The sequence below is a fragment of the Bradyrhizobium sp. Leo78 genome (assembly GCF_059512425.1).
On the sequence record NZ_JCAMOT010000048.1, the window covers coordinates 34,821 to 53,564 of the forward strand.

The 18,744-nt window shown below is 62.4% G+C and carries 19 protein-coding genes; 15 read left to right on the plus strand and 4 right to left on the minus strand.

The features are described from left to right. Positions 1-221 precede the first annotated feature (221 nt). The 7 genes from AC5ZG1_RS37130 (at position 222) to AC5ZG1_RS37160 (ending at position 6,425) form a co-directional block, all read left to right on the plus strand. Positions 222-980: an alpha/beta fold hydrolase gene (locus tag AC5ZG1_RS37130; RefSeq protein ID WP_456643837.1), complete on the plus strand. Its 759-nt coding sequence runs from the start codon at positions 222-224 to the stop codon at positions 978-980. Between the two features lie 153 nt (positions 981-1,133). Next, entirely contained in the window at positions 1,134-1,802 is a 669-nt protein-coding gene (locus AC5ZG1_RS37135; RefSeq protein WP_456643836.1) for a type 1 glutamine amidotransferase domain-containing protein, read from the plus strand. Positions 1,803-1,861: 59 nt separating this feature from the next. Next, the gene (locus AC5ZG1_RS37140) at positions 1,862-2,158 is read left to right on the plus strand and encodes a putative quinol monooxygenase (protein WP_456643835.1); all 297 of its coding nucleotides are present in this window, start codon (positions 1,862-1,864) and stop codon (positions 2,156-2,158) included. 165 nt (positions 2,159-2,323) lie between these two features. Beyond that, complete coding sequence (locus tag AC5ZG1_RS37145) at positions 2,324-2,788, plus strand: (2Fe-2S)-binding protein (protein WP_456643834.1); 465 nt, start codon at positions 2,324-2,326, stop codon at positions 2,786-2,788. Between the two features lie 481 nt (positions 2,789-3,269). Further along, a complete protein-coding gene (locus AC5ZG1_RS37150; protein WP_496135854.1) occupies positions 3,270-5,045 on the plus strand; it encodes a molybdopterin cofactor-binding domain-containing protein in 1,776 nt (591 codons plus the stop codon). A 9-nt stretch (positions 5,046-5,054) separates the two neighbouring features. Further along, complete coding sequence (locus tag AC5ZG1_RS37155) at positions 5,055-5,687, plus strand: hypothetical protein (protein WP_496135855.1); 633 nt, start codon at positions 5,055-5,057, stop codon at positions 5,685-5,687. 348 nt (positions 5,688-6,035) lie between these two features. Then, on the plus strand, positions 6,036-6,425 hold the full coding sequence (locus AC5ZG1_RS37160) for a nuclear transport factor 2 family protein (RefSeq protein WP_496135856.1): 390 nt from the start codon (positions 6,036-6,038) through the stop codon (positions 6,423-6,425). A gap of 112 nt (positions 6,426-6,537) precedes the next feature. On the opposite strand, the gene AC5ZG1_RS37165 is transcribed toward AC5ZG1_RS37160, so the two are convergent. After that, positions 6,538-7,335, minus strand: a complete 798-nt coding sequence (locus AC5ZG1_RS37165) for an N-formylglutamate amidohydrolase (RefSeq protein ID WP_496135857.1) — start codon at positions 7,333-7,335, stop codon at positions 6,538-6,540. Between the two features lie 103 nt (positions 7,336-7,438). Here AC5ZG1_RS37165 and AC5ZG1_RS37170 point away from each other — a divergent pair, with 103 nt between their 5' ends. From AC5ZG1_RS37170 to AC5ZG1_RS37180, 3 genes are all read left to right on the plus strand, one after another. Next, entirely contained in the window at positions 7,439-8,335 is an 897-nt protein-coding gene (locus tag AC5ZG1_RS37170; protein ID WP_496135858.1) for a transglutaminase family protein, read from the plus strand. Then, entirely contained in the window at positions 8,335-9,147 is an 813-nt protein-coding gene (locus AC5ZG1_RS37175; protein WP_496135865.1) for a transglutaminase-like domain-containing protein, read from the plus strand. The genes AC5ZG1_RS37170 and AC5ZG1_RS37175 overlap by 1 nt, the downstream gene beginning before the upstream one ends. Before the next feature lie 127 nt (positions 9,148-9,274). After that, on the plus strand, positions 9,275-9,673 hold the full coding sequence (locus tag AC5ZG1_RS37180) for a gamma-glutamylcyclotransferase family protein (RefSeq protein ID WP_496135859.1): 399 nt from the start codon (positions 9,275-9,277) through the stop codon (positions 9,671-9,673). Between the two features lies 1 nt (position 9,674). Here the strand turns inward: AC5ZG1_RS37180 and AC5ZG1_RS37185 are convergent, their stop codons facing one another. Next, the gene (locus AC5ZG1_RS37185; protein ID WP_496135860.1) at positions 9,675-10,229 is read right to left on the minus strand and encodes a chlorite dismutase family protein; all 555 of its coding nucleotides are present in this window, start codon (positions 10,227-10,229) and stop codon (positions 9,675-9,677) included. Between the two features lie 169 nt (positions 10,230-10,398). Between AC5ZG1_RS37185 and dnaG the strand changes: the two genes are divergently transcribed. The 3 genes from dnaG to AC5ZG1_RS37200 all read left to right on the plus strand — a co-directional run bounded on the left by dnaG (position 10,399) and on the right by AC5ZG1_RS37200 (position 15,427). Further along, entirely contained in the window at positions 10,399-12,390 is a 1,992-nt protein-coding gene (gene dnaG / locus AC5ZG1_RS37190; RefSeq protein WP_496135861.1) for a DNA primase, read from the plus strand. A gap of 356 nt (positions 12,391-12,746) precedes the next feature. Further along, complete coding sequence (gene rpoD, locus AC5ZG1_RS37195; RefSeq protein ID WP_028168456.1) at positions 12,747-14,879, plus strand: RNA polymerase sigma factor RpoD; 2,133 nt, start codon at positions 12,747-12,749, stop codon at positions 14,877-14,879. Between the two features lie 167 nt (positions 14,880-15,046). Further along, entirely contained in the window at positions 15,047-15,427 is a 381-nt protein-coding gene (locus tag AC5ZG1_RS37200) for a thiol-disulfide oxidoreductase DCC family protein (RefSeq protein ID WP_496135862.1), read from the plus strand. A gap of 31 nt (positions 15,428-15,458) precedes the next feature. On the opposite strand, the gene AC5ZG1_RS37205 is transcribed toward AC5ZG1_RS37200, so the two are convergent. Next, a complete protein-coding gene (locus tag AC5ZG1_RS37205; RefSeq protein ID WP_130226563.1) occupies positions 15,459-15,695 on the minus strand; it encodes a hypothetical protein in 237 nt (78 codons plus the stop codon). A gap of 889 nt (positions 15,696-16,584) precedes the next feature. Between AC5ZG1_RS37205 and AC5ZG1_RS37210 the strand changes: the two genes are divergently transcribed. Then, positions 16,585-16,884, plus strand: a complete 300-nt coding sequence (locus AC5ZG1_RS37210) for a hypothetical protein (RefSeq protein WP_130226538.1) — start codon at positions 16,585-16,587, stop codon at positions 16,882-16,884. A 121-nt stretch (positions 16,885-17,005) separates the two neighbouring features. Here the strand turns inward: AC5ZG1_RS37210 and AC5ZG1_RS37215 are convergent, their stop codons facing one another. Then, positions 17,006-17,377 carry a hypothetical protein gene (locus AC5ZG1_RS37215; protein ID WP_245474763.1) on the minus strand — a complete coding sequence of 124 codons (372 nt, stop codon included), beginning with the start codon at positions 17,375-17,377 and terminating at the stop codon, positions 17,006-17,008. 225 nt (positions 17,378-17,602) lie between these two features. Between AC5ZG1_RS37215 and AC5ZG1_RS37220 the strand changes: the two genes are divergently transcribed. Beyond that, positions 17,603-18,409: a lytic murein transglycosylase gene (locus AC5ZG1_RS37220; protein ID WP_496135863.1), complete on the plus strand. Its 807-nt coding sequence runs from the start codon at positions 17,603-17,605 to the stop codon at positions 18,407-18,409. Positions 18,410-18,744: the final 335 nt, after the last annotated feature.

An 18,744-nucleotide genomic window follows, 5' to 3' on the forward strand; every position in this document is an offset into this window, starting at 1 on the left:
ATACGCGTCACAAGCCTGCTGAACGCAGCAATTTTGAAAAAGCACGGTCGCTGCGAGCATCTTGTCGCAGGATCAAAACCGTTTCTTCAGCTTCGCTAGGGTCATCCCACGAGCGGCGGATTTTTACCTGATTTAACTAGCCTGCGCCGCCCGCCGGACTACAGTCGCGGGACGGGTCGATCGAAAGCTTCGCAGCGTTTCATCCTTCCAAGGATATCGCAATGAAACACCTGATCTTGGGAGCACTTCTCTCCATGGCCGCCAGCTTTCCGTCCTCCGCGCAGACGCAAGAGAGCAAGCCCGTCTCGATCGTTCTCGTACACGGCGCCTTCGTCGACGGCTCGGGCTGGAAGGCTGTCTACGACATTCTTACCAGGGACGGTTATGAAGTTCTGGTCGTCCAGAACTCGACTGCAACGCTCGACGGTGATGTCGAGGCAACGCGGGAGGTCATACGCAAGGCGAGAAAGCCGGTCATTCTGGTGGGCCACTCCTATGGTGGCGCCGTCATCACCGAAGCCGGAAGCGATCCTAAGGTTCGCAAGCTTGCCTATATTGCCGCTTTCGCGCCAGAAGTCGGAGAATCGGTCTACGAGCTCGCGACGCGTCCTACTCCAGGCGAAGCTGGAGCACCGTTGTTGCCGTCAAGCGGCGGCTTTCTTCTGGTTGATCCAGCGAAGTTTCCGAGCGCGTTTGCGCAGGACGTCGATACGTCCATCACCGCCTTCATGGCCGCAGCACAGGTTCCTTGGGGACTTAAAGCGGTCGAGCACAAGATCACTGGCGCAGCATGGAAAGACAAGCCTGTGCACTACATGCTGACCACACAAGATCACATGGTGCCGCCCAGCACACAGCGTTTTATGTCTTCGCGAGCGAAGGCGAAACTTACCGAGCTGGCAAGCGGTCATGCCGCGATGCTCTCCCACCCGCGGCAAGTTGCGGCCTTCATTGAAGGCGCAGCCGGGGAAGCAGATTAAATTTACCGACACCATAAAGGGCGATTCGAAAAGCGTGTCCTTTCCTCAGCGAGCCCGATCGATGTTGCTTGGGACGCGGCCGCGCAACGCCACGTTGGCGGCAGTAGAACGAAGCTAAGGCTCGGTGTCTTCGCAAGACCCAAGGGGAATATCATGACTCAACACGTGCTGTTTATCGTCAGCAACGCAGCGGTGATCGGTCCGCAGAATCGTAAGACGGGCTTCTTTTTCGCCGAGGTCGCGCACCCGTTCGATGTGCTTGACAAGGCAGGCATCGCCATTGAGTTCGCTTCTTTAAGGGGCGGATGGACGCCGTATGATGCGTACGACGAGAAAGATCCTGCTGAGAAGGCCTTCCTTGAAAGCAAAGCCTTTCGCCGCCTGAATCGTAGCCGCAAACTAGCTGAGGTGGATGCTGCGGATTTTGATGCCATCCTCGTGCCGGGCGGTCTTGGACCGATGGTCGACATCCAGCGTAACCCTATCGTTCAGAATGCAGTCGTGCGCGCCTGGAGTACGGGAAAGTTCGTGACTGCCGTTTGTCACGGTCCGTGCGCGCTTCTCGGGGTAGACCTTGGCGATGGCAAGCCGTTCGTGCAGGGCAAGAAGCTCACATCGTTCTCGAAGAAGGAAGAGTACGACTACGCACGCGAAGATGTTCCTTACGAGCTTGAAGATGCCCTGAGGGCAGAGGGCGCCGAATATACGTCCGTAGCAAACTGGCAACCTTACGTCGTCGTCGATGGACGCCTCATCACTGGCCAGAATCCTGCCTCGGCCGGGCTACTGGCCAAGGAACTGCTGGCAGCACTCAGAAAGTAGGCAGCCGAGCATCGCTTGGTTGGCCTCAAGGCAGCATTCACTCCGAAAAGGCCTGGTTGATGACAATGCCGTCAAAGATTACTGCCATTCTAGTTGCTCATCCGGGCAAGAGCGTTGAGCTTAGAGAACTGCTTATCGGTATGGCGCCGCATTGCAGGGCAGAACCCGGCAATCTGCGTTGGGATGTCTGGCGCGACAGTTCGAACGATCATCGTTACGTCCTTGATGAGCTTTACCGAGATGTCACGGCGATCGAAGCGCATCGGGCCTCGCAGCATTACCAAGCCTACTTGGCCAAGGTTCCCGAACTGGCCGAACGTACGGCAGTAATCGCGGAAGTCGTGGACGTGAGGTGATCGGTGTCATCGACATATTGGCGGTGCCGTCTGCCGCATCCAGCCTGCACGAGCACGTGGTCGCGAGAGGCATCGCGACGATTGCGCATGATCCCGCAAGATTAGGAAATATCTCTCAGCCGGTACCGCGGTGGCGGCGACCGGGCCGATAGGAGACATATCGACATGATCCAGCTTACCGTAAACGGGATCAAGCGCCAGGTCGACGTCGTACCTGAGATGCCTTTGCTCTGGGTGTTGCGCGACGAGCTCGGCATCACGAGCGCCAAATATGGCTGCGGGGTTGCGCAGTGCGGCGCCTGCACCGTTCAGATCGATGGCAAGGCGGTGCGATCCTGTCAAGCGCATATCGGCGAAGTAGCGGGCAAGTCCATCGTCACGCTCGAAGGCCTCGACAACAAGGACCAGCATCCCGTTCTGCAGGCCTGGATCGAGCATCAGGTGCCACAATGCGGCTACTGCCAGACCGGACAGATCATGCAGGCGATCTGGCTTCTTTCACGGATTTCAAAGCCGACCGATGAGCAGATTAATCAGGTGATGTCGGGCAATCTCTGCCGCTGCGGAACTTATCCGCGTATCCGCGCGGCGATCCACGCGGCTGCGGCCAAAAAGATGGCGGAGAAGTGAGATGCGTCAGGTTCAGGGCTTCTCCCGTCGCGCCTTCGTGTTCGGCTCCGCTGCAGTCGCCGGCGGTATCGCTTTCGGCGCCTACGGCGCTGCAGATGCGGCACCGCTAGGCGCTGGCGACAATCCATTGGCTGCTGGCCTCGGCCCTAACTCCGTGACCTTCAATCCGTGGGTCGAGATCAGTCCAGAGAAGATCACGCTCATCGCGCAGCACGCCGACATCGGCCAGGGCGTCGGCTCGGTGCAGCCGGTCATGATTGCCGAGGAGATGGACCTCGATCCCGGCCAGTTCGAAATCCGCTTCGCAGCGCCGAGCCCGGCGTACTTCAACACCGGTTTCAAGGAGGAGTTGGCTCCCTTCCTAGCCTCGGACAACAGCCCCGCGGCTGAAGCGGCACGCGCCGCAGCGCTCGAAAGTCTTCGCAAGTCGGGCCTGCAGATGACGGGCGGCTCGAGCGCAATTCCTGACACTTATGAGAAATTGCGCAAGGCCGGCGCCGTGGCCCGCGAGACGTTGAAGGCGGCTGCCGCCAAACGCTCGGGCGTGGCGGTTGCCGACATTCGCACCCAGTCGGGACATGTGATCCTCCCCAATGGCGAGAAAATTGCCTACGTCGAGCTCGCCGCAGACGCCGCCAAGATTCCGCCGGTGCTTGAAGCGAAGCTGCGCGATCCCTCCGCCTGGCGTTTGCTGGGTAAGCCGATGATGCGCCTCGATGTGCGAGCCAAGGTGCTGGGGGAGCTGAAGTTCGGCATCGACATGAAGCTGGACGGCATGCTGTACGCAGCCGTCAAGCTGAACCCCAACAAAGGGCAGCCCCTGAAGTCATATGACGCGGCCAAGGCGCAGTCGATGCCCGGGGTGAAGAAGATACTCGAGCTCAAGAATGGCGTTGCCGTCATTGCAACGAACAGTTGGTACGCGATGCAAGCCAGCAATGCCATCACATGCGAATGGGAGCCGTCAGCGTACCCGGCCGAGCAGGCCCAGCATTGGAAGGTGCTGGAATCCTCGTTCAGACCGGAATTCCTCGGTAAGGAATGGCGGACGATCGGTGACGTCGAATCAGGGTTGAATTCTGGCACGCGTGTCGAGGCTGAATATCGCGCGCCCTACGTCGCGCATCAACCTCTCGAACCGCTCAATGGTATCGGCCTCGTCACGGACAAGGGGATGGAGATTTGGGTCGGCCATCAAAGTCCGCAGGCGGTGCAGTATGTCGCGGCGACCACGATCGGGATCAAGCCGGAGGAGGTCACCTTCCACAATCAATGGACCGGCGGAAGCTTCGGGCACCGGCTCGAATTCGAAAACGTTCGAGTGCTTGCCGAGATTGCCAACCGGATGCGCGGGACGCCGATCAAGCTGATCTTCTCGCGCGAGGAGGATTTCCTTCAGGACATTCCGCGGCAGATCGCGATCGCCCGCCACAGGGGTAGCGTCGCCAAGGGCAAGATCGTCGCGGCGGATCTGCAACTAGCATCGACGGCGCCTTTCAAGGGGCTGTTAGAGCGCATGGGTGCGCCCTCGAAAGATCCCGATCCACAATTGGCCGCCGGTACGTGGAATGTCTATTACGACATTCCCAATTTTCGCGCGACAAGCTATGAGGCGCAGGGGCTATCCCCGTCTACGACGTGGCGCTCCGTGGGCGCATCCACAGCCGGCTTTTTTACTGAGAGCTTTATCGATGAATTGATCCACGCAGCCGGACTCGATCCTATGAAGGCCCGGATCGAGATGTGCGCGGTGCCGACCTATCGCAAGCTACTAGAGACCCTCGCGGAGATCTCGGATTGGAAGGGACCACTCGGTAACGGCAGAGGCCGCGGCGTCGCGTTTGTGGAATCTTTCGGGACACCGACCGCTGAGGTCGTTGAGGTAACGGCAACCGAGCGCGGCATCAGGATCGACAAGGTTTGGGTCGTGGCCGATGTCGGCAAGGTCGTGGACCCCGTCAATTTCGAGAATCAGGTGCAGGGCGGCGTCATCTGGGGGCTCGGTCACGCCATCAATTGCGAGCTTACATACGCCAACGGTGCGGTGCAGCAGACCAATTACAACCACCACGAAGCTATGCGCATGTACCAATGTCCGGTGATTGAAGTGCGCGGACTTGAGAACGATCCGAAAGTACGAGGCGTCGGCGAGCCGCCGGTTCCTCCTGCCGCACCGGCGCTCGCGAATGCAATCTTTGCAGCAACAGGGAAGCGCATCCGCGAAATGCCTTTCAACAAGTTCATCGATTTTGTGTGAGGATCGGCAATGAAAACGTCTTCGCTGGCGCTGGCCGTCCTTGCCGCGATCGCTGTGGCAGCGCTGACTGGAATCGTTGCAGCCAGGGACGGGACCAACAAGGACTCGCTGCCAAGCAGCGTCAGCCGCGCCGAGGGCCTTGAGGCGTGGAAGCGGATCGAAGCCGTGGTAACACACCCACGCTGTGCCAATTGCCATGTCGACGCTAAGGCTATTCCCATATGGAGCCCAGCTGGCGAAACAGAGCCGCGCGTGCATGGCATGAACATCCACGGCGGCCCTAGCCGCGTTGGTGCCGAAGCGATTCCGTGCTCAACTTGTCACATGACGTCCACCCAGGCGAACGAGCCTGCGCCGTCCCCGCCACGCGCCGGCATCGACTGGCAGCTCGCACCGGTGGAATTCATCTGGTTCGGCAAGAGCGGCGTCGAGATTTGCGCGCAGCTGAAAGACCCCCAGCGGAATGGCGGTCGCGATGCTGCGGGCCTCGTAGCGCACTTGCGGCACGACGCATCGTTGAACGGCTTCATCCCCCGAGGTTGGGCTCCTGGAGAAGGCCGGTCGACGCCCCCGGGGAGCTTTGAGGAGCACGTCAAAGATATGGCAACGTGGGGCGCGGCCGGACAGCCATGTCCGAATTAGAACTGCACGACAAATCTGCGAATGAGGCGATCTTCGAATTGAGGTCTTCGGCTCTCTGAAAACGAGCCAATGTTGTCGAGAGAGATGCACAAGACCTAGGCAACTGTCGGCCCCCTTGGCCGCTGAGGTCAGCTTTGGGTCAAAATGCGACCCGGCGGCGAGAACAGCTTTTGGCGCGAAGCGGACATCAGCGCCAAGTCCCGAAGCGGCAACGGGCCACGTCCGGACATTGGGGGCTTCGCTCACGCCCCTTCCGCATCCCCGCCATAAACGAGGCAGAGGATGCCTTGGGTCGAGAGGGGCGGATGGACGCCGCAATGGAGATGAGCCAACACAAGGGAGAAGCCAATGACCAGATCAAATGCGATGATTATTCGCAAAGCCTACGAGGACTTCGCACAGGGAAACGTCCCTGCGGTCTTTGCAGCCTTCGATCCGGGCATTACTTGGCATGTTCCCGGCCATAGTCCGCTGTCAGGCGACTACACCGGGCACGATCAGGTCGGGAGCTTCTTTCAACGCACGATGGAGCTTTCCGGGAACGTGTTTAGCATTGACGTGCACAACGTATTGGCCGATGGCGATGTCGTGGTTGCGTTGGCCACCGTGAATGCACAAAGAAGCGGGGTATCCGAGTCATTTCCAGAGGTGCATGTCTGGAAAATAAGGGATGGGAAGGCGGTCGAGTTTCGTGAGTATCAAGGTGACGAGCAGCGAGAGGATCGCTTCTGGTCCTGAGACTCATATTTCGGTCTGCCTTTTGGTCATGAAGTCAGCGACGCGAAATTCCGCGGTGACCCCGCGCATGTCTGCTTATCCGCCAAGCAGGCACCGCTGGTTTGGATGCGCGCTAGATCAGCTTCTCCGCACTTAACCTCGCTTCGATCTCGGCAAGGATCCGGGCCAGCCTGTCCGCCCATGCCTTCTGTCCGGCCTGATCGGTGATCAGGTCCTGGCGGATCTCTAGTCCCGTGTTCATCAGGCCGCGCCTCTCGCCATGGACCGGGATCGTGTAGTCGGTCTCGTCGCTGACCGCATAGGGCTCGTTATTGCCGACCACGAGGTCGCCTTCGCTGCGCAGACGCTTCAGCAGCAGCGGCGGCAGTACGGTGTCGCGGTGATAGAGCGTGCCGATATGCCAGGGACGCGCGATCCCGGCATAAACCGGCGTGAAGCTGTGCATGGACACCAGCACCGTCGGCTTGCCCGCGTGCAGCCGCTGGTCGATGATCTCGCCGATCCGCCGGTGATAGGGATCGAAGATCGCCTGCCGCCGCGCCTGCGCGGCTTCGCGCGTCAAACCCTCATTGCCGGGGATCGTGGTGGCTTCGCTGATCAGCGGAATCGAGGCTGCGACATGCGGGGGGCGGTTGCAGTCGATCACGAGCCGCGAATAACGCTGCGCGATCAGATGCGCGTCGAGCTGCGTCGCAAGCTGCTCGGCGACTTCGGCGATCCCGATATCCCAGGCGATGTGCCGTGTCAGCTCGTCTTCGGAGAGGCCGAGATTGCCGAGCACGCGCGGGATCAGCCGCCCATAATGGTCGCAGGTGAAGAGGAACGGCGAGCCGCCTTCGGCATTATGTTCGTGGACCGGCGGGATGTTTTCGTCCGTGAGCAGGAACGTCGCGCCGGTCGTGGTGTCCAAGATTTTATCCTCAACTTTGCCTATCGAAGTGGCACGCCGATCTTAAAAATGAGCAGCGCCCACTATAGATTAGACTGCCGAAAGTCACGATGATTGCCGCACGATGCCGCTACTCAAGATTCGTCACAAGACCGTATATCGCTACACCCATCCAGTGGCGTTCGGCGAGCACCGCATCATGCTGAGCCCGCGCGACAGCCATGACCTGCGCGTGGTCGAGAGCGATCTCAGAATCGAGCCGCAGCCGATGTCGCTGCGTTGGATCCACGATGTGTTCGGCAACAGTGTGGCAATCGCGGCTTTCGACGAGCGGGCGGACACGCTGTCGTTCATCTCGACCGCCACCGTCGACCATAATCCGGCCGAGGAGTTCGCGCTGACGCCCGACGACCCCGCTTATTTCTATCCATTCCTCTATGACGAGGACGAATTTCCGGATTTGCTGCAATATATCAGGCCGCAATATGCCGATCCGGACGGCGAGCTTTCTGCCTGGGCGCGGCAGTTCCTCGATGCCGAAGCGCCGACGCCGACGTTCAAGATCCTCAGCGGCATGACCCATGGCATCCGTGAAAGTTTTAATTATCGCAAGCGCCACGAGCAGGGCACGCAACATCCGCTCGATACGCTGCAGACGGCTTCCGGCTCCTGCCGCGACTATGCGCTTTTCATGATCGAGGCGCTGCGGCGCCTTGGCATCGCCGCGCGGTTCGTGTCCGGCTATCTCTCGACGCCTTCGGACAGCTTCCATGTCGGCGGCGGCTCGACCCATGCCTGGGTGCAGGTCTATCTGCCGAGCGCGGGCTGGATCGAGTTCGATCCGACCAACGGCATCGTCGGCACGCGCGATTTGATCCGCGTCGCCGTCGCCCGCGATCCGCGCCAGGCGATCCCGCTGCACGGCGTCTATCTCGGCGCGGCGGACGCCTTCGTGAACATGGAAGTTGCGATCGCGGTCGAGCCGGTCGGCGAGGAGGAGAGGGAGAGCGAGCTGGCATGATCGAGATCAAGGTCGGCTTCGAGATTGCCTATGCGGCCGCGCAGCCGACGCCGATGGTGATGATGCTCTCGATCCATCCCTCGCGCTTCCAGGACATCGTCGGCACCGAGACAATCATAGCCGAGCCCGATGTCCCGATCGGCTTCTATCGCGACAGTTTCGGCAATGTCTGCGGCCGCCTGGTGGCGCCGGCCGGCGGCGTGACCTTGCGCGGGCACGCCTTGGTGCGCGATTCCGGCCTGCCTGACGTCGTCAACCCGAGCGCGCAGCAGATTGCAATCGAGCAACTGCCGGACGAGATGCTGCTCTATCTGATGCCGAGCCGCTATTGCGAGACCGACAAGCTCACCGACATCGCCTGGTCGCTGTTCGGCAACACGCCGCCCGGCTGGGCGCGGGTGCAGGCGATCGTGGAGTTCGTGCACAACCACGTCACCTTTGGCTATCAGCATGCTCATCACATGAAGTCGGCGCATGATGTCTACGAGCAGCGCACCGGCGTCTGCCGCGACTTCGCCCATCTCGCGCTCACCTTCTGCCGCTGCATGGGCATCCCCGCGCGCTACTGCACCGGCTATATGGGCGACATCGGCGTGCCGCCCGACCCCGCGCCGATGGATTTCTCCGGCTGGTTCCAGGCCTATCTCTCGGGGGAGTGGTACACATTCGATGCCCGCCACAACGTGCCGCGCATCGGCCGCATTTTGATGGGCACCGGCCGCGACGCCGCCGACGTCGCGCTGACCACGAGCTTCGGCTGCATGACGCTGACCAAGTTCATCGTGATCAGCGAAGAGGTGGCGGCGGCCTAGTTCTCCGTCATTGCGAGCCAACGGATCGCGCGAACGCGCACCCGATGACAGGCTCCGCGAAGCAATCCACGCCTCCACAAGTGGCGAGATGGATTGCTTCGCTCCGCTCGCAATGACATAGAAAGCCATGATCTCCGACCGTCTCTTCGTCTACGGCACTTTGATGCGCGGTTTCGACCATCCGATGGCGCGGCTGCTTTCGGGCAATGCCGATTTCATCGGTGAAGCGCGCTGCCGGGGCCGGCTCTACTTGGTTAAGCATTATCCCGCGCTCGAGCTCTCCGATGATCCCGTCGACGTCGTGCACGGCGAATTGTTTCGCCTGCGTGTCCCGGACGAGCTGCTGCGCGAGTTCGACATGTATGAAGCCTGCGGCGAGGGTTTTCCGCAGCCGACCGAATATGTCCGCCAGATGCTGCCGCTCACCTTGGCCGACGGCACCGCGGCCGAGGCGTGGACCTATGTCTACAACTGGCCGGTCGCGCGCCTGCCGCGCATCGCCTCGGGCCGGTTCCTGGAGCTGTAAGCTACTCCTCGCGCACGAGGCGGATGTCGACCTCGCGCTCGACATAGCTCCACTCTTCGGTTGCGCGCAGCATCGCCACCATTTCGTCGAACAGCGCGGTGTGCTCGGGGGCGAATTCGAACCAGGTGAGGAAATCGAAGGGCTCGCCGAGGTCGCGGCTGTGGAAGAGCTGCCGCGCGATCGCGGGCAGATATTTCAGCGTGCCGGCGATGTGGTGCGACTTGTCCTCGAAGATCTCGCGCCGCTCTTCCGGTGTCAGATTCCACCATGCCACCGTCTTCCGGATCGGGATCAGCGCCGCGCAGCTCGCCTCGTGCCGGCCAAGCCCGGCCTGCTGCGCATCGAGCTGTTCCTTCTCCGCGCGGTTCGTATAGTGCAAATAGCTGATGACGCCGGCGAGCCGCCAGGCCGTGGTCGACGGCAACAGCGGCAGCGCGATCGCCTCGCTCGCGATGATCGACAGCGCCGGCACGCGCGGCAATGTCTCGCCCTTCACCTTGGAGATCGAGGTGACGCGCCAGCCGCCGCTCTGTCCGCCTCTAAATGTCGTAAACATGCCACTATCCAACAGCGGAACCGGGCGGGGTGCAAGATGCCATTACCACCGAGGGCTCCAACGGAGCCCTGAGCGGCCTGTGAATACCGGGCGAATCGCCACAATCCTGATACTTTGAGCCCGCGCTCACTATATCGGTGACCCCTCACGCTGGCCCCAAATCCGCCCCATGCGCTTCACCCCGCAATTCCTCGACGAGCTGCGCGCCCGGCTTCCGGTCTCGGAAGTCGTGGGCAAGCGTGTGCGGCTGAAGAAGGCGGGCAAGGAGTGGAAGGGGCTGTCGCCGTTCCAGCAGGAGAAGACGCCGTCGTTCACGGTCAACGACCAGAAGGGCTTTTATCACGACTTTTCCTCGGGCAAGCACGGCAACATCTTCGACTTCGTGATGGAGACCGAAGGCGTCTCCTTCCCCGAAGCGGTCGAGCGGCTGGCCTCGATGGCCGGCATGCCGCTGCCGGCGGTGACGCCGGATGCCGCCCGCCATGAGCAGCGCCGCAAGACGCTGCATGACGTCATGGAACTCGCGGCAAAGTTCTTCGCCGACACGATGGCCTCGCGGAACGGGGCAAAGGCGCGCGGCTATCTCGCCGACCGCGCGATCTCGCCGGCCACGCAATTGCAGTTCCGCCTGGGCTATGCGCCGCCGGACCGCTTCGGGCTGAAGGAATTCCTGGGCTCCCAGGGCATTTCGACCGAGGACATGGTGGAGGCGGGGCTTTTGGTCGCCGGCGACGGCATCCCCGTGCCTTACGACCGCTTCCGCGACCGGGTGATGTTTCCGATCACCGACCTCCGCGGTCGCGTGATCGCCTTCGGCGGCCGGGCGCTGGAGAAGGACGTCCCCGCAAAGTACCTGAATTCGCCGGAAACCCCGCTCTTCCACAAGGGCGATAACCTCTACAATCTCGCCACCGCCCGCCAGGCCGCCCATGACGGCGCAGCCCTGATCGTGGTCGAAGGCTATGTCGACGTCATCGCGATGGTGACTTCCGGCTTCGCCGGCGCGGTGGCGCCGCTCGGCACTGCGCTCACCGAGAACCAGCTCGCGCTGCTCTGGAAGATGGCGGACGAGCCGATCCTCTGCTTCGACGGCGACCGTGCCGGCCAGAAGGCGGCCTATCGCGCCGCCGATCTGGCGCTGCCGCATCTGAAGCCCGGCAAGAGCCTGCGTTTCGCGCTGCTGCCGGAAGGCCAGGATCCCGACGATCTCGCCCGTTCGGGCGGACGCGGCGCGATCGAGGAGGTGATCTCGGCCGCCCGCGGTTTGGCCGAGGTGCTCTGGTCGCGCGAGATCGAGGGCGGCAATTTTGCAACGCCCGAGCGCCGCGCCGCCCTTGAGGCCCGGATCGGCGAGCTCACCAATGCCGTCCGCGACGAGGTGGTCCGCCGCTACTACCGGCAGGATTTTGCCGAGCGCCTGCAGCGCAATTTTGCTCCCGCGGCCGCACGTGGCGGCTATGGCCGCGGCCCGTTCCGCTCAGCCAAAGGCGGCGAATCATCCCGCCGTTTTGCGCCCCGCGCCCCGGGTGGCAGCCGATTCGGCCCGCCAGCAGGCCCGGCCCAGGGGCTGCTCCCCGGCCCCTACCAGGCGGCGAGCCCGCAGCTCGCCAATAGCCCGATCATGCACGGCCAGCGCAGCGCGCTGTCCCGCCGGGAATCCTTGATCCTGCAGACCCTGATCAACCATCCCTGGCTATTGCACGACCATCTGGAGGAGGTCGCGGCCCTCGAGCTCGCCCACCCGGAGGCGCACAAGCTCCGCGCCGGCATCATCGCCGCCTTCGCCAACGATCACCACCATTCTCCCGACGAGGAGGAGCAGGCCGAAAAAATGCGGGCCGATCTCGAGGCGGGCGGATTTTCACAAATCCTTCAAAGGGTTGAGCGGGCGATCACGACCCAGGCGGTGTGGGGCGTCAAGGTCGGCGCGGCACGCGAGGATGTTCTTTCCACCTGGCGGCAACTCGTTGCCTTGCATCAGAAAACACATGCATTACTTAGGGAAAGGAAGGACGCCGAGCAGGCTTTGGCCGAGGATTCCAGCGAGGCGAACTTGGCGTGGCTGCGGGACATCCAGGCACGAATGGCAGAAGCCGAAGGCACCGAGGCCCTGATCGAGGGATTTGGTGAGCTGTCGGGCCGGTTCCAGCGCAGCGTATGATGAAAGAATCATGCGGACGGTTCGGGCCGGACCCGCAAAAAGACTCGCCAAACCCATGGTTTGGCTGCAAAAACAGGGTTAAGCGAAACTTAATAGGCACACCCTTATTTGGTGTGCAGACCGTCAGGGCGGACTAAAGCGGAATTATGGGGTGGCGACATGTTGCGCCGCCCTTTCCGTATCATGAGCATGGTCGGGGAGGACGTAACGGTTTTCCTGATCCTGCTCAAGCGAAGAGATTGAGTGCGAATGCTTCTTACCAAAAGGAAGCTGTCGCGCTTGTGACGTCAGTGGATCATGAGAGGCGCGCGTCGCAACGCCGGCCTCACGTGAAGCGCGTTTCGGGAGCTTGATGAATGGCCACCAAGGCAAAGACGCTGCAGGTTAAGGACAAGGAAAAAGACGACAAGGCAGCGGATGCCCCCGAGAAGGAACAGGCGGATGCGCCGTCGCCCTTGCTTGACCTCTCGGATGCTGCCGTCAAGAAGATGATCAAGCAGGCCAAGAAGCGCGGCTTCGTGACCTTCGATCAGCTCAACGAAGTGCTTCCCTCCGACACAACCTCGCCGGAGCAGATCGAGGACATCATGTCGATGCTCTCGGACATGGGCATCAACGTCACCGAGGCCGACGACGTCGACGGCGAGGAAGAGGACAAGGACACCGACGACGAGACCGATAACGAGCTTGTCGAGGTCACGCAGAAGGCCGTCACCGAGGTCAAGAAATCCGAGCCGGGCGAGCGCACGGACGATCCCGTGCGCATGTATCTGCGCGAGATGGGCACTGTCGAGCTGCTCTCGCGCGAGGGCGAAATCGCCATCGCCAAGCGCATCGAGGCCGGCCGCGAGGCGATGATCGCAGGCCTGTGCGAAAGCCCGCTGACCTTCCAGGCCATCATCATCTGGCGCGACGAACTCAACGAAGGCAAGATCTTCCTTCGCGACATCATCGATCTCGAAGCAACCTATGCCGGCCCGGACGCCAAGGGCGCCATGAACACGGCGATGATCGCGGGGCCGGTCGCTGACGGCGCGTCCGCCGCCGAGGGCGAAGGCGAGACCGGGCAGGCCGCGCCCGCCCATGTCGCCCCGCCTGCTGCACCGCCGTCGCCGACCCCGTTCCGATCAGCGCCCGCCGGCGGCGAGCCTGAGGGCGAGGAGAAGGATCCGGGCGAGGCCGCCGCCGAAGCCGACATGGACGACGACGAGTTCGAGAACCAGATGTCGCTCGCGGCGATCGAGGCCGAGTTGAAGCCGAGGGTGGTCGAGACCTTCGACAAGATCGCGTCCGAATACAAGAAGCTGCGGCGCCTGCAGGAGCAGGACATCGCCAACCAGCTCCAGAGCGAGTCGCTCTCGCCCTCGCAGGAGCGCAAGTACAAGAAGCTGAAGGACGAGATCATCGTCGAGGTGAAGTCGCTGCGCCTGAATCAGGCCCGCATCGATTCGCTGGTCGAGCAGCTCTACGACATCAACAAGCGGCTGGTCTCGTTCGAGAGCCGGATGATGCGGCTTGCCGACAGCCACGGCGTCGCGCGTGAGGATTTCCTGCGCAACTACCAGGGCTCGGAGCTCGATCCGCGCTGGCTCAACCGTGTCTCGAAACTCTCCGCCAAGGGCTGGAAGAATTTCGTCCACCACGAGAAGGACCGCATCAAGGATCTGCGCCACGACATCCAGCAGCTCGCTGCGCTCACCGGCCTCGAGATCGGCGAGTTCCGCAAGATCGTGCACGGTGTGCAGAAGGGCGAGCGCGAGGCGCGCCAGGCCAAGAAGGAGATGGTGGAAGCCAACCTTCGCCTCGTGATCTCGATCGCGAAGAAATACACCAACCGCGGCCTGCAGTTCCTCGACCTGATCCAGGAAGGCAACATCGGCCTGATGAAGGCCGTCGACAAGTTCGAATATCGCCGCGGCTACAAGTTCTCGACCTACGCCACCTGGTGGATCCGGCAGGCGATCACCCGCAGCATCGCGGATCAAGCCCGCACGATCCGCATCCCCGTGCACATGATCGAAACCATCAACAAGATCGTGCGCACCTCGCGCCAGATGCTGAACGAGATCGGCCGCGAACCGACCCCGGAAGAGCTCGCCGAGAAGCTCGGCATGCCACTTGAGAAGGTGCGCAAGGTCCTGAAGATCGCGAAAGAGCCGTTGTCGCTGGAGACGCCCGTCGGCGACGAAGAGGATTCACATCTCGGCGATTTCATCGAGGACAAGAACGCGATCCTCCCCATCGACGCCGCGATCCAGTCGAACCTGCGCGAGACCACCACGCGCGTCTTGGCCTCGCTCACCCCGCGCGAAGAACGCGTGCTCCGCATGCGCTTCGGCATCGGTATGAACACCGACCACACCCTGGAAGAAGTCGGCCAGCAGTTCTCGGTCACGCGCGAACGCATCCGCCAAATCGAAGCCAAGGCGCTGCGCAAGCTGAAGCATCCGTCAAGGAGCCGGAAGCTGCGGAGCTTCCTGGATAACTGACGCGATAACACAGATCGTCATGCCCGGGCTTGACGCGGGCATCCACGAACGGCGGGCGAAAGCCCGCCGCTTTTGTTTCGGAGGATGCGAGCGCCGAATAGCTTTGAACTTCCCGCAGCCCACGCAATCTCGACGCAGCGGCCCTCGTCGACTAGGCTTTTCAGGCCATGCCCGGTCACACCCTAATCGTCTGGTACAACACCCGCTGCCCCGTTTGCGATGCCGGGATCGACTGGCAGCGCAATAAGCTCCTCGCCGCCGTTCGCGCCGGCACCATCTCCTTCAAGGACATTAACGACCAACCCGATGCGCTCGCGTCTTACGGCACGTCCGTCGACGACGTGCGGCGTCGCCTGCACGCAACCGACGAAGCCGGCCGGCTCATCGTCGGCGCCGACGTCGCGATCGCGGTCTGGCGGCTGACACAGGGCGAGGGTTGGCTCGCGACGCTGCTTGGCAATCGCGTAGTTTTACCAATGACGCGGTTTGCTTATGACCGGTTCGCGGACGTGCTGTTTGCGTGGAACAAGCGGAACGGGCGCTGGTGAATGCCGACGATTGTGCTCGACGGGCGGCGGCTTATTTCTTCTTTGCCCCAACCCGCTCGATGGTCTTGATCGCCAGCGGTGGGCGGCCGGCTTTTTCGGCGATCTCGCGGTCCTGCTCGATGATGAAGCCACGTGCCGGCTCGTCGCCATCGAGGCCGCCAAGCAGCTCGGCGGGCACGCGGCGGTTGGAGCGCTGCGAGCCGTCTTCGTAAACGACATTGAAAAAGGCGAACTCGCCTTTGGGATTGGTGCCGGGTTTCTTGGCCATGGGCGGCTTGTCGTCGATCACGGTGCGCCTGTCAAAGAAATAACGCGCGTTGGTGTGATTGGCTGCCCTGCGCGAAAAACGCGCTCCCTTCATGCCGTCGCCTTCGAGGCAACTGCGAGCTGGAGCTTTTATGCCAATATGAGTATTCCGGCTGCGAGCGATCGGTGCGGCGGCATAGTCGTCAGCGCGTTGCAGCCTCGCACCGCGCCTGATTCACTCGTTCGAACGGGGTGGACTAGGATCCACAATGGTTTTCGACGCACCGCCAGGCGCAGGCTGCATCGGCGGCGGGGTGCCACCTTGCGGGCTTTCAGCGGGCGCGCCACCCGATTCAGTGTCAAGCGGTCCGGTCCGCCCCTGCGGCTGTTGCTGTCCCTTGTTATCGGGCAAAACCGTGCGGCCTGTACTCCAGGGGGAGTCGCCTGGTTTTTTCTCGTCACTCTGAGGCTGGGCTGCGGCGATTGAACCCCAGATGCCGACGCACAGCACCGTAAGAAGAATGCGCATGGACGCTCCTTCGCCAGCTTTCGGCTGGGCTCTTGGGATGGGTGCCCGAAGGCGGAGGATTCGACGCCCAACGAACCCATTGGTTCCAGTCGTCCTGGATCGCGCTTCAGCGGTAACCACGTTCCAAGATTCCTCACGAAATCCCGCCGCGGTTACCAACTGTCAGGGATTACGGCCTTTGCTCCTGGTCACATCAGCACGGTGACGAGAGATGGTTATGCCTGTCGGACGATACATCGCCTGGGTTGGCGCATCGCTTCTTGCGTTGCTGTACATCGCTGACTGGTGCTCGCCACAATCCTTAACAGTGGAGGCGGGTGAGCCGGTTGAGCGGCCGGCCATCCGGATCGCGTCGGTTGAGCGGCCGCCCGAGCTTGTCGTCATGGACACCAGCCTGCCCACCATTGTGCCGCCGCCGACGCTGGCCGAATCGGTGCCGCCAAGCGAACCGCCTCCGGTGCGTGCGCTCGCCGCAGCGCCGCCGCCTCCGCCGGCGGTCGAGGTCGAGAAAAAGACCAAGAAGGTCGTCAAACGGCAGGCGCCGAAGGTCGCGGCGGTGCAGCCGCCACTACCGCTGGCTCCCGCGGCCAGCCCGGCGCCGCCGCCCGCTCAGGGGATCAAGCTGTCGTTCGCGGATATCATTTCCGGGCAACTGGTGAAGGATCTTTTCAACCTGCATTGAGGTGCAGGCTTATCCTGCGAGCCTCGTAGCCCGGGTGGAGCGAAGCGCAACCCGGGGCGGCTGCGTCAACACTTATCGGCGGTCCCCGGGTTACGCTGGCGCTGCACCCGGGCTACGCGCTCTAGCTGCCGGACGCCGCCTTGCCCTGCGTTGGAGCCATCGCAGCGACGCTCTGTGCCACGAGTTGGCCGCGGCCGCGCCGCGGGCCGCTGTCGGTCTGCTGCTGGCCCATCGCCATGATCGCCGTGCCCATCGCGCTCGAGCCCAGCGTGACGATGAAGCCGAACAAGAGCAGCCCGAGCGCAACGCCGGGCGTATCGTCAGCCAGGATCAGGTCACGCAGGTGGCCGGGATTGAGCAGCAGCAGGCCGCCGACGAGCAGCACCGCAACCGAGACACCTGCGGCGAGGTTGATCGCGAGCAGCCGAAACAGCGGCGCTCCGAAAACAAGGGATTCGCGCGGCGAGGGCGTCTCTTCCTGCAAATCGTTCATGATGAAATCCTATCGCATTTTCCAAGCGACAGGGACGGCGGCTCAGCCGACAAACCGGCGAATTGAAAAGCCGGAGCCCGGTGCTCACCCATAACCGGCACGGCCCCAGCTTCGTTCCTAAATCCGCAGGCCGCTTCGCCATTTGCGCCGGTCTTTTGACGGGTCTGACTTTCACGGGCATGATCATCGCTCCCGCCCGCCGTTCTCTCTTGAAGGAAATCCGATATGCCGAGGCTTGTTCTGGCCGTCCTACTGCTTGCGCTGTTTGCTTCCGGCCCGGCCAGGGCTGCCCGCTGCGGCGGGGACTTCCACGCGTTCATCGGCAGCTTTTCGCAGGAAGCGGCGGCGGCCGGCATCTCGCAAAGCGTGATCTCGCAGGCGCTCGACGGCGTGCAGCAGGATGCGGGCGTGCTTGCCTTCGACCGGCGCCAGCGCGGCACGTTCCGCAAGAGCTTCGAGCAATATGTCGCGACCCGCGTCGGGCCCGGGCGGATCAACACGGGACGCGCAATGCTGCAGCGTCATGCGGCGCTGCTATCGAGTATCGAACAGAAGTACGGCGTGCCGCGCCAGATACTGGTCGCGATCTGGGGCTTGGAGACCGATTTCGGCAAGGGCGACATGGGCAAGCTGCCGGTCTTCCGCGTGCTCGCCACCCTCGCGCATGATTGCCGCCGCACCGAATTGTTTCAGGGCGAACTGCTTTCGGCGCTGCAGATCGTGCAGCGCGGCGATCTCCGCCTGAACGACATGATCGGCGCCTATGCCGGTGAGATCGGCCAGACGCAATTCCTGCCGTCGTCCTACATCAAATACGGCGTCGATTTCGACGGCAACGGCCACGTCGATCTGCGCCATAGTGTGCCCGACGTGCTCGCCTCCACCGCGAACCTCCTGCACACCAACGGCTTCAAGATGGGCGCGTCCTACGAGGAAGGCAGCGCCAATTTCGAAGCGATGCGCGAATGGAACAGGGCTGTCGTGTACCGCAAAACCATCGCCTATTTCGCCGATCGGCTGATGGGCCGATGACATGCCCGGTGCCGTCATTCCGGGGCGCGCCTCTTGGCGCGAACCCGGAATCCATCGAGCCGCAGCACAGGTGGAGAAATGGATTCCGGGCTCGCCGCTTTGCGGCGCCCCGGAATGACGGAGGGATGCATTGCGCAATCCTCTCCTCCGTCATGGCCGGGCTTGACCCGGCCATCCACGTACAGTCCGCGCGATTTTCGTTAATCCAATCAACGTGATTTGGCCCGTCCACCCCTGCAGCGAAAAACATTCCGCTTTCGCCGTCGGGCAAATCAGTGATTTAACTCCGCGCGTCTCACGGCAGATGAGGGGCGGGTCGCGATCGTCACGAACGT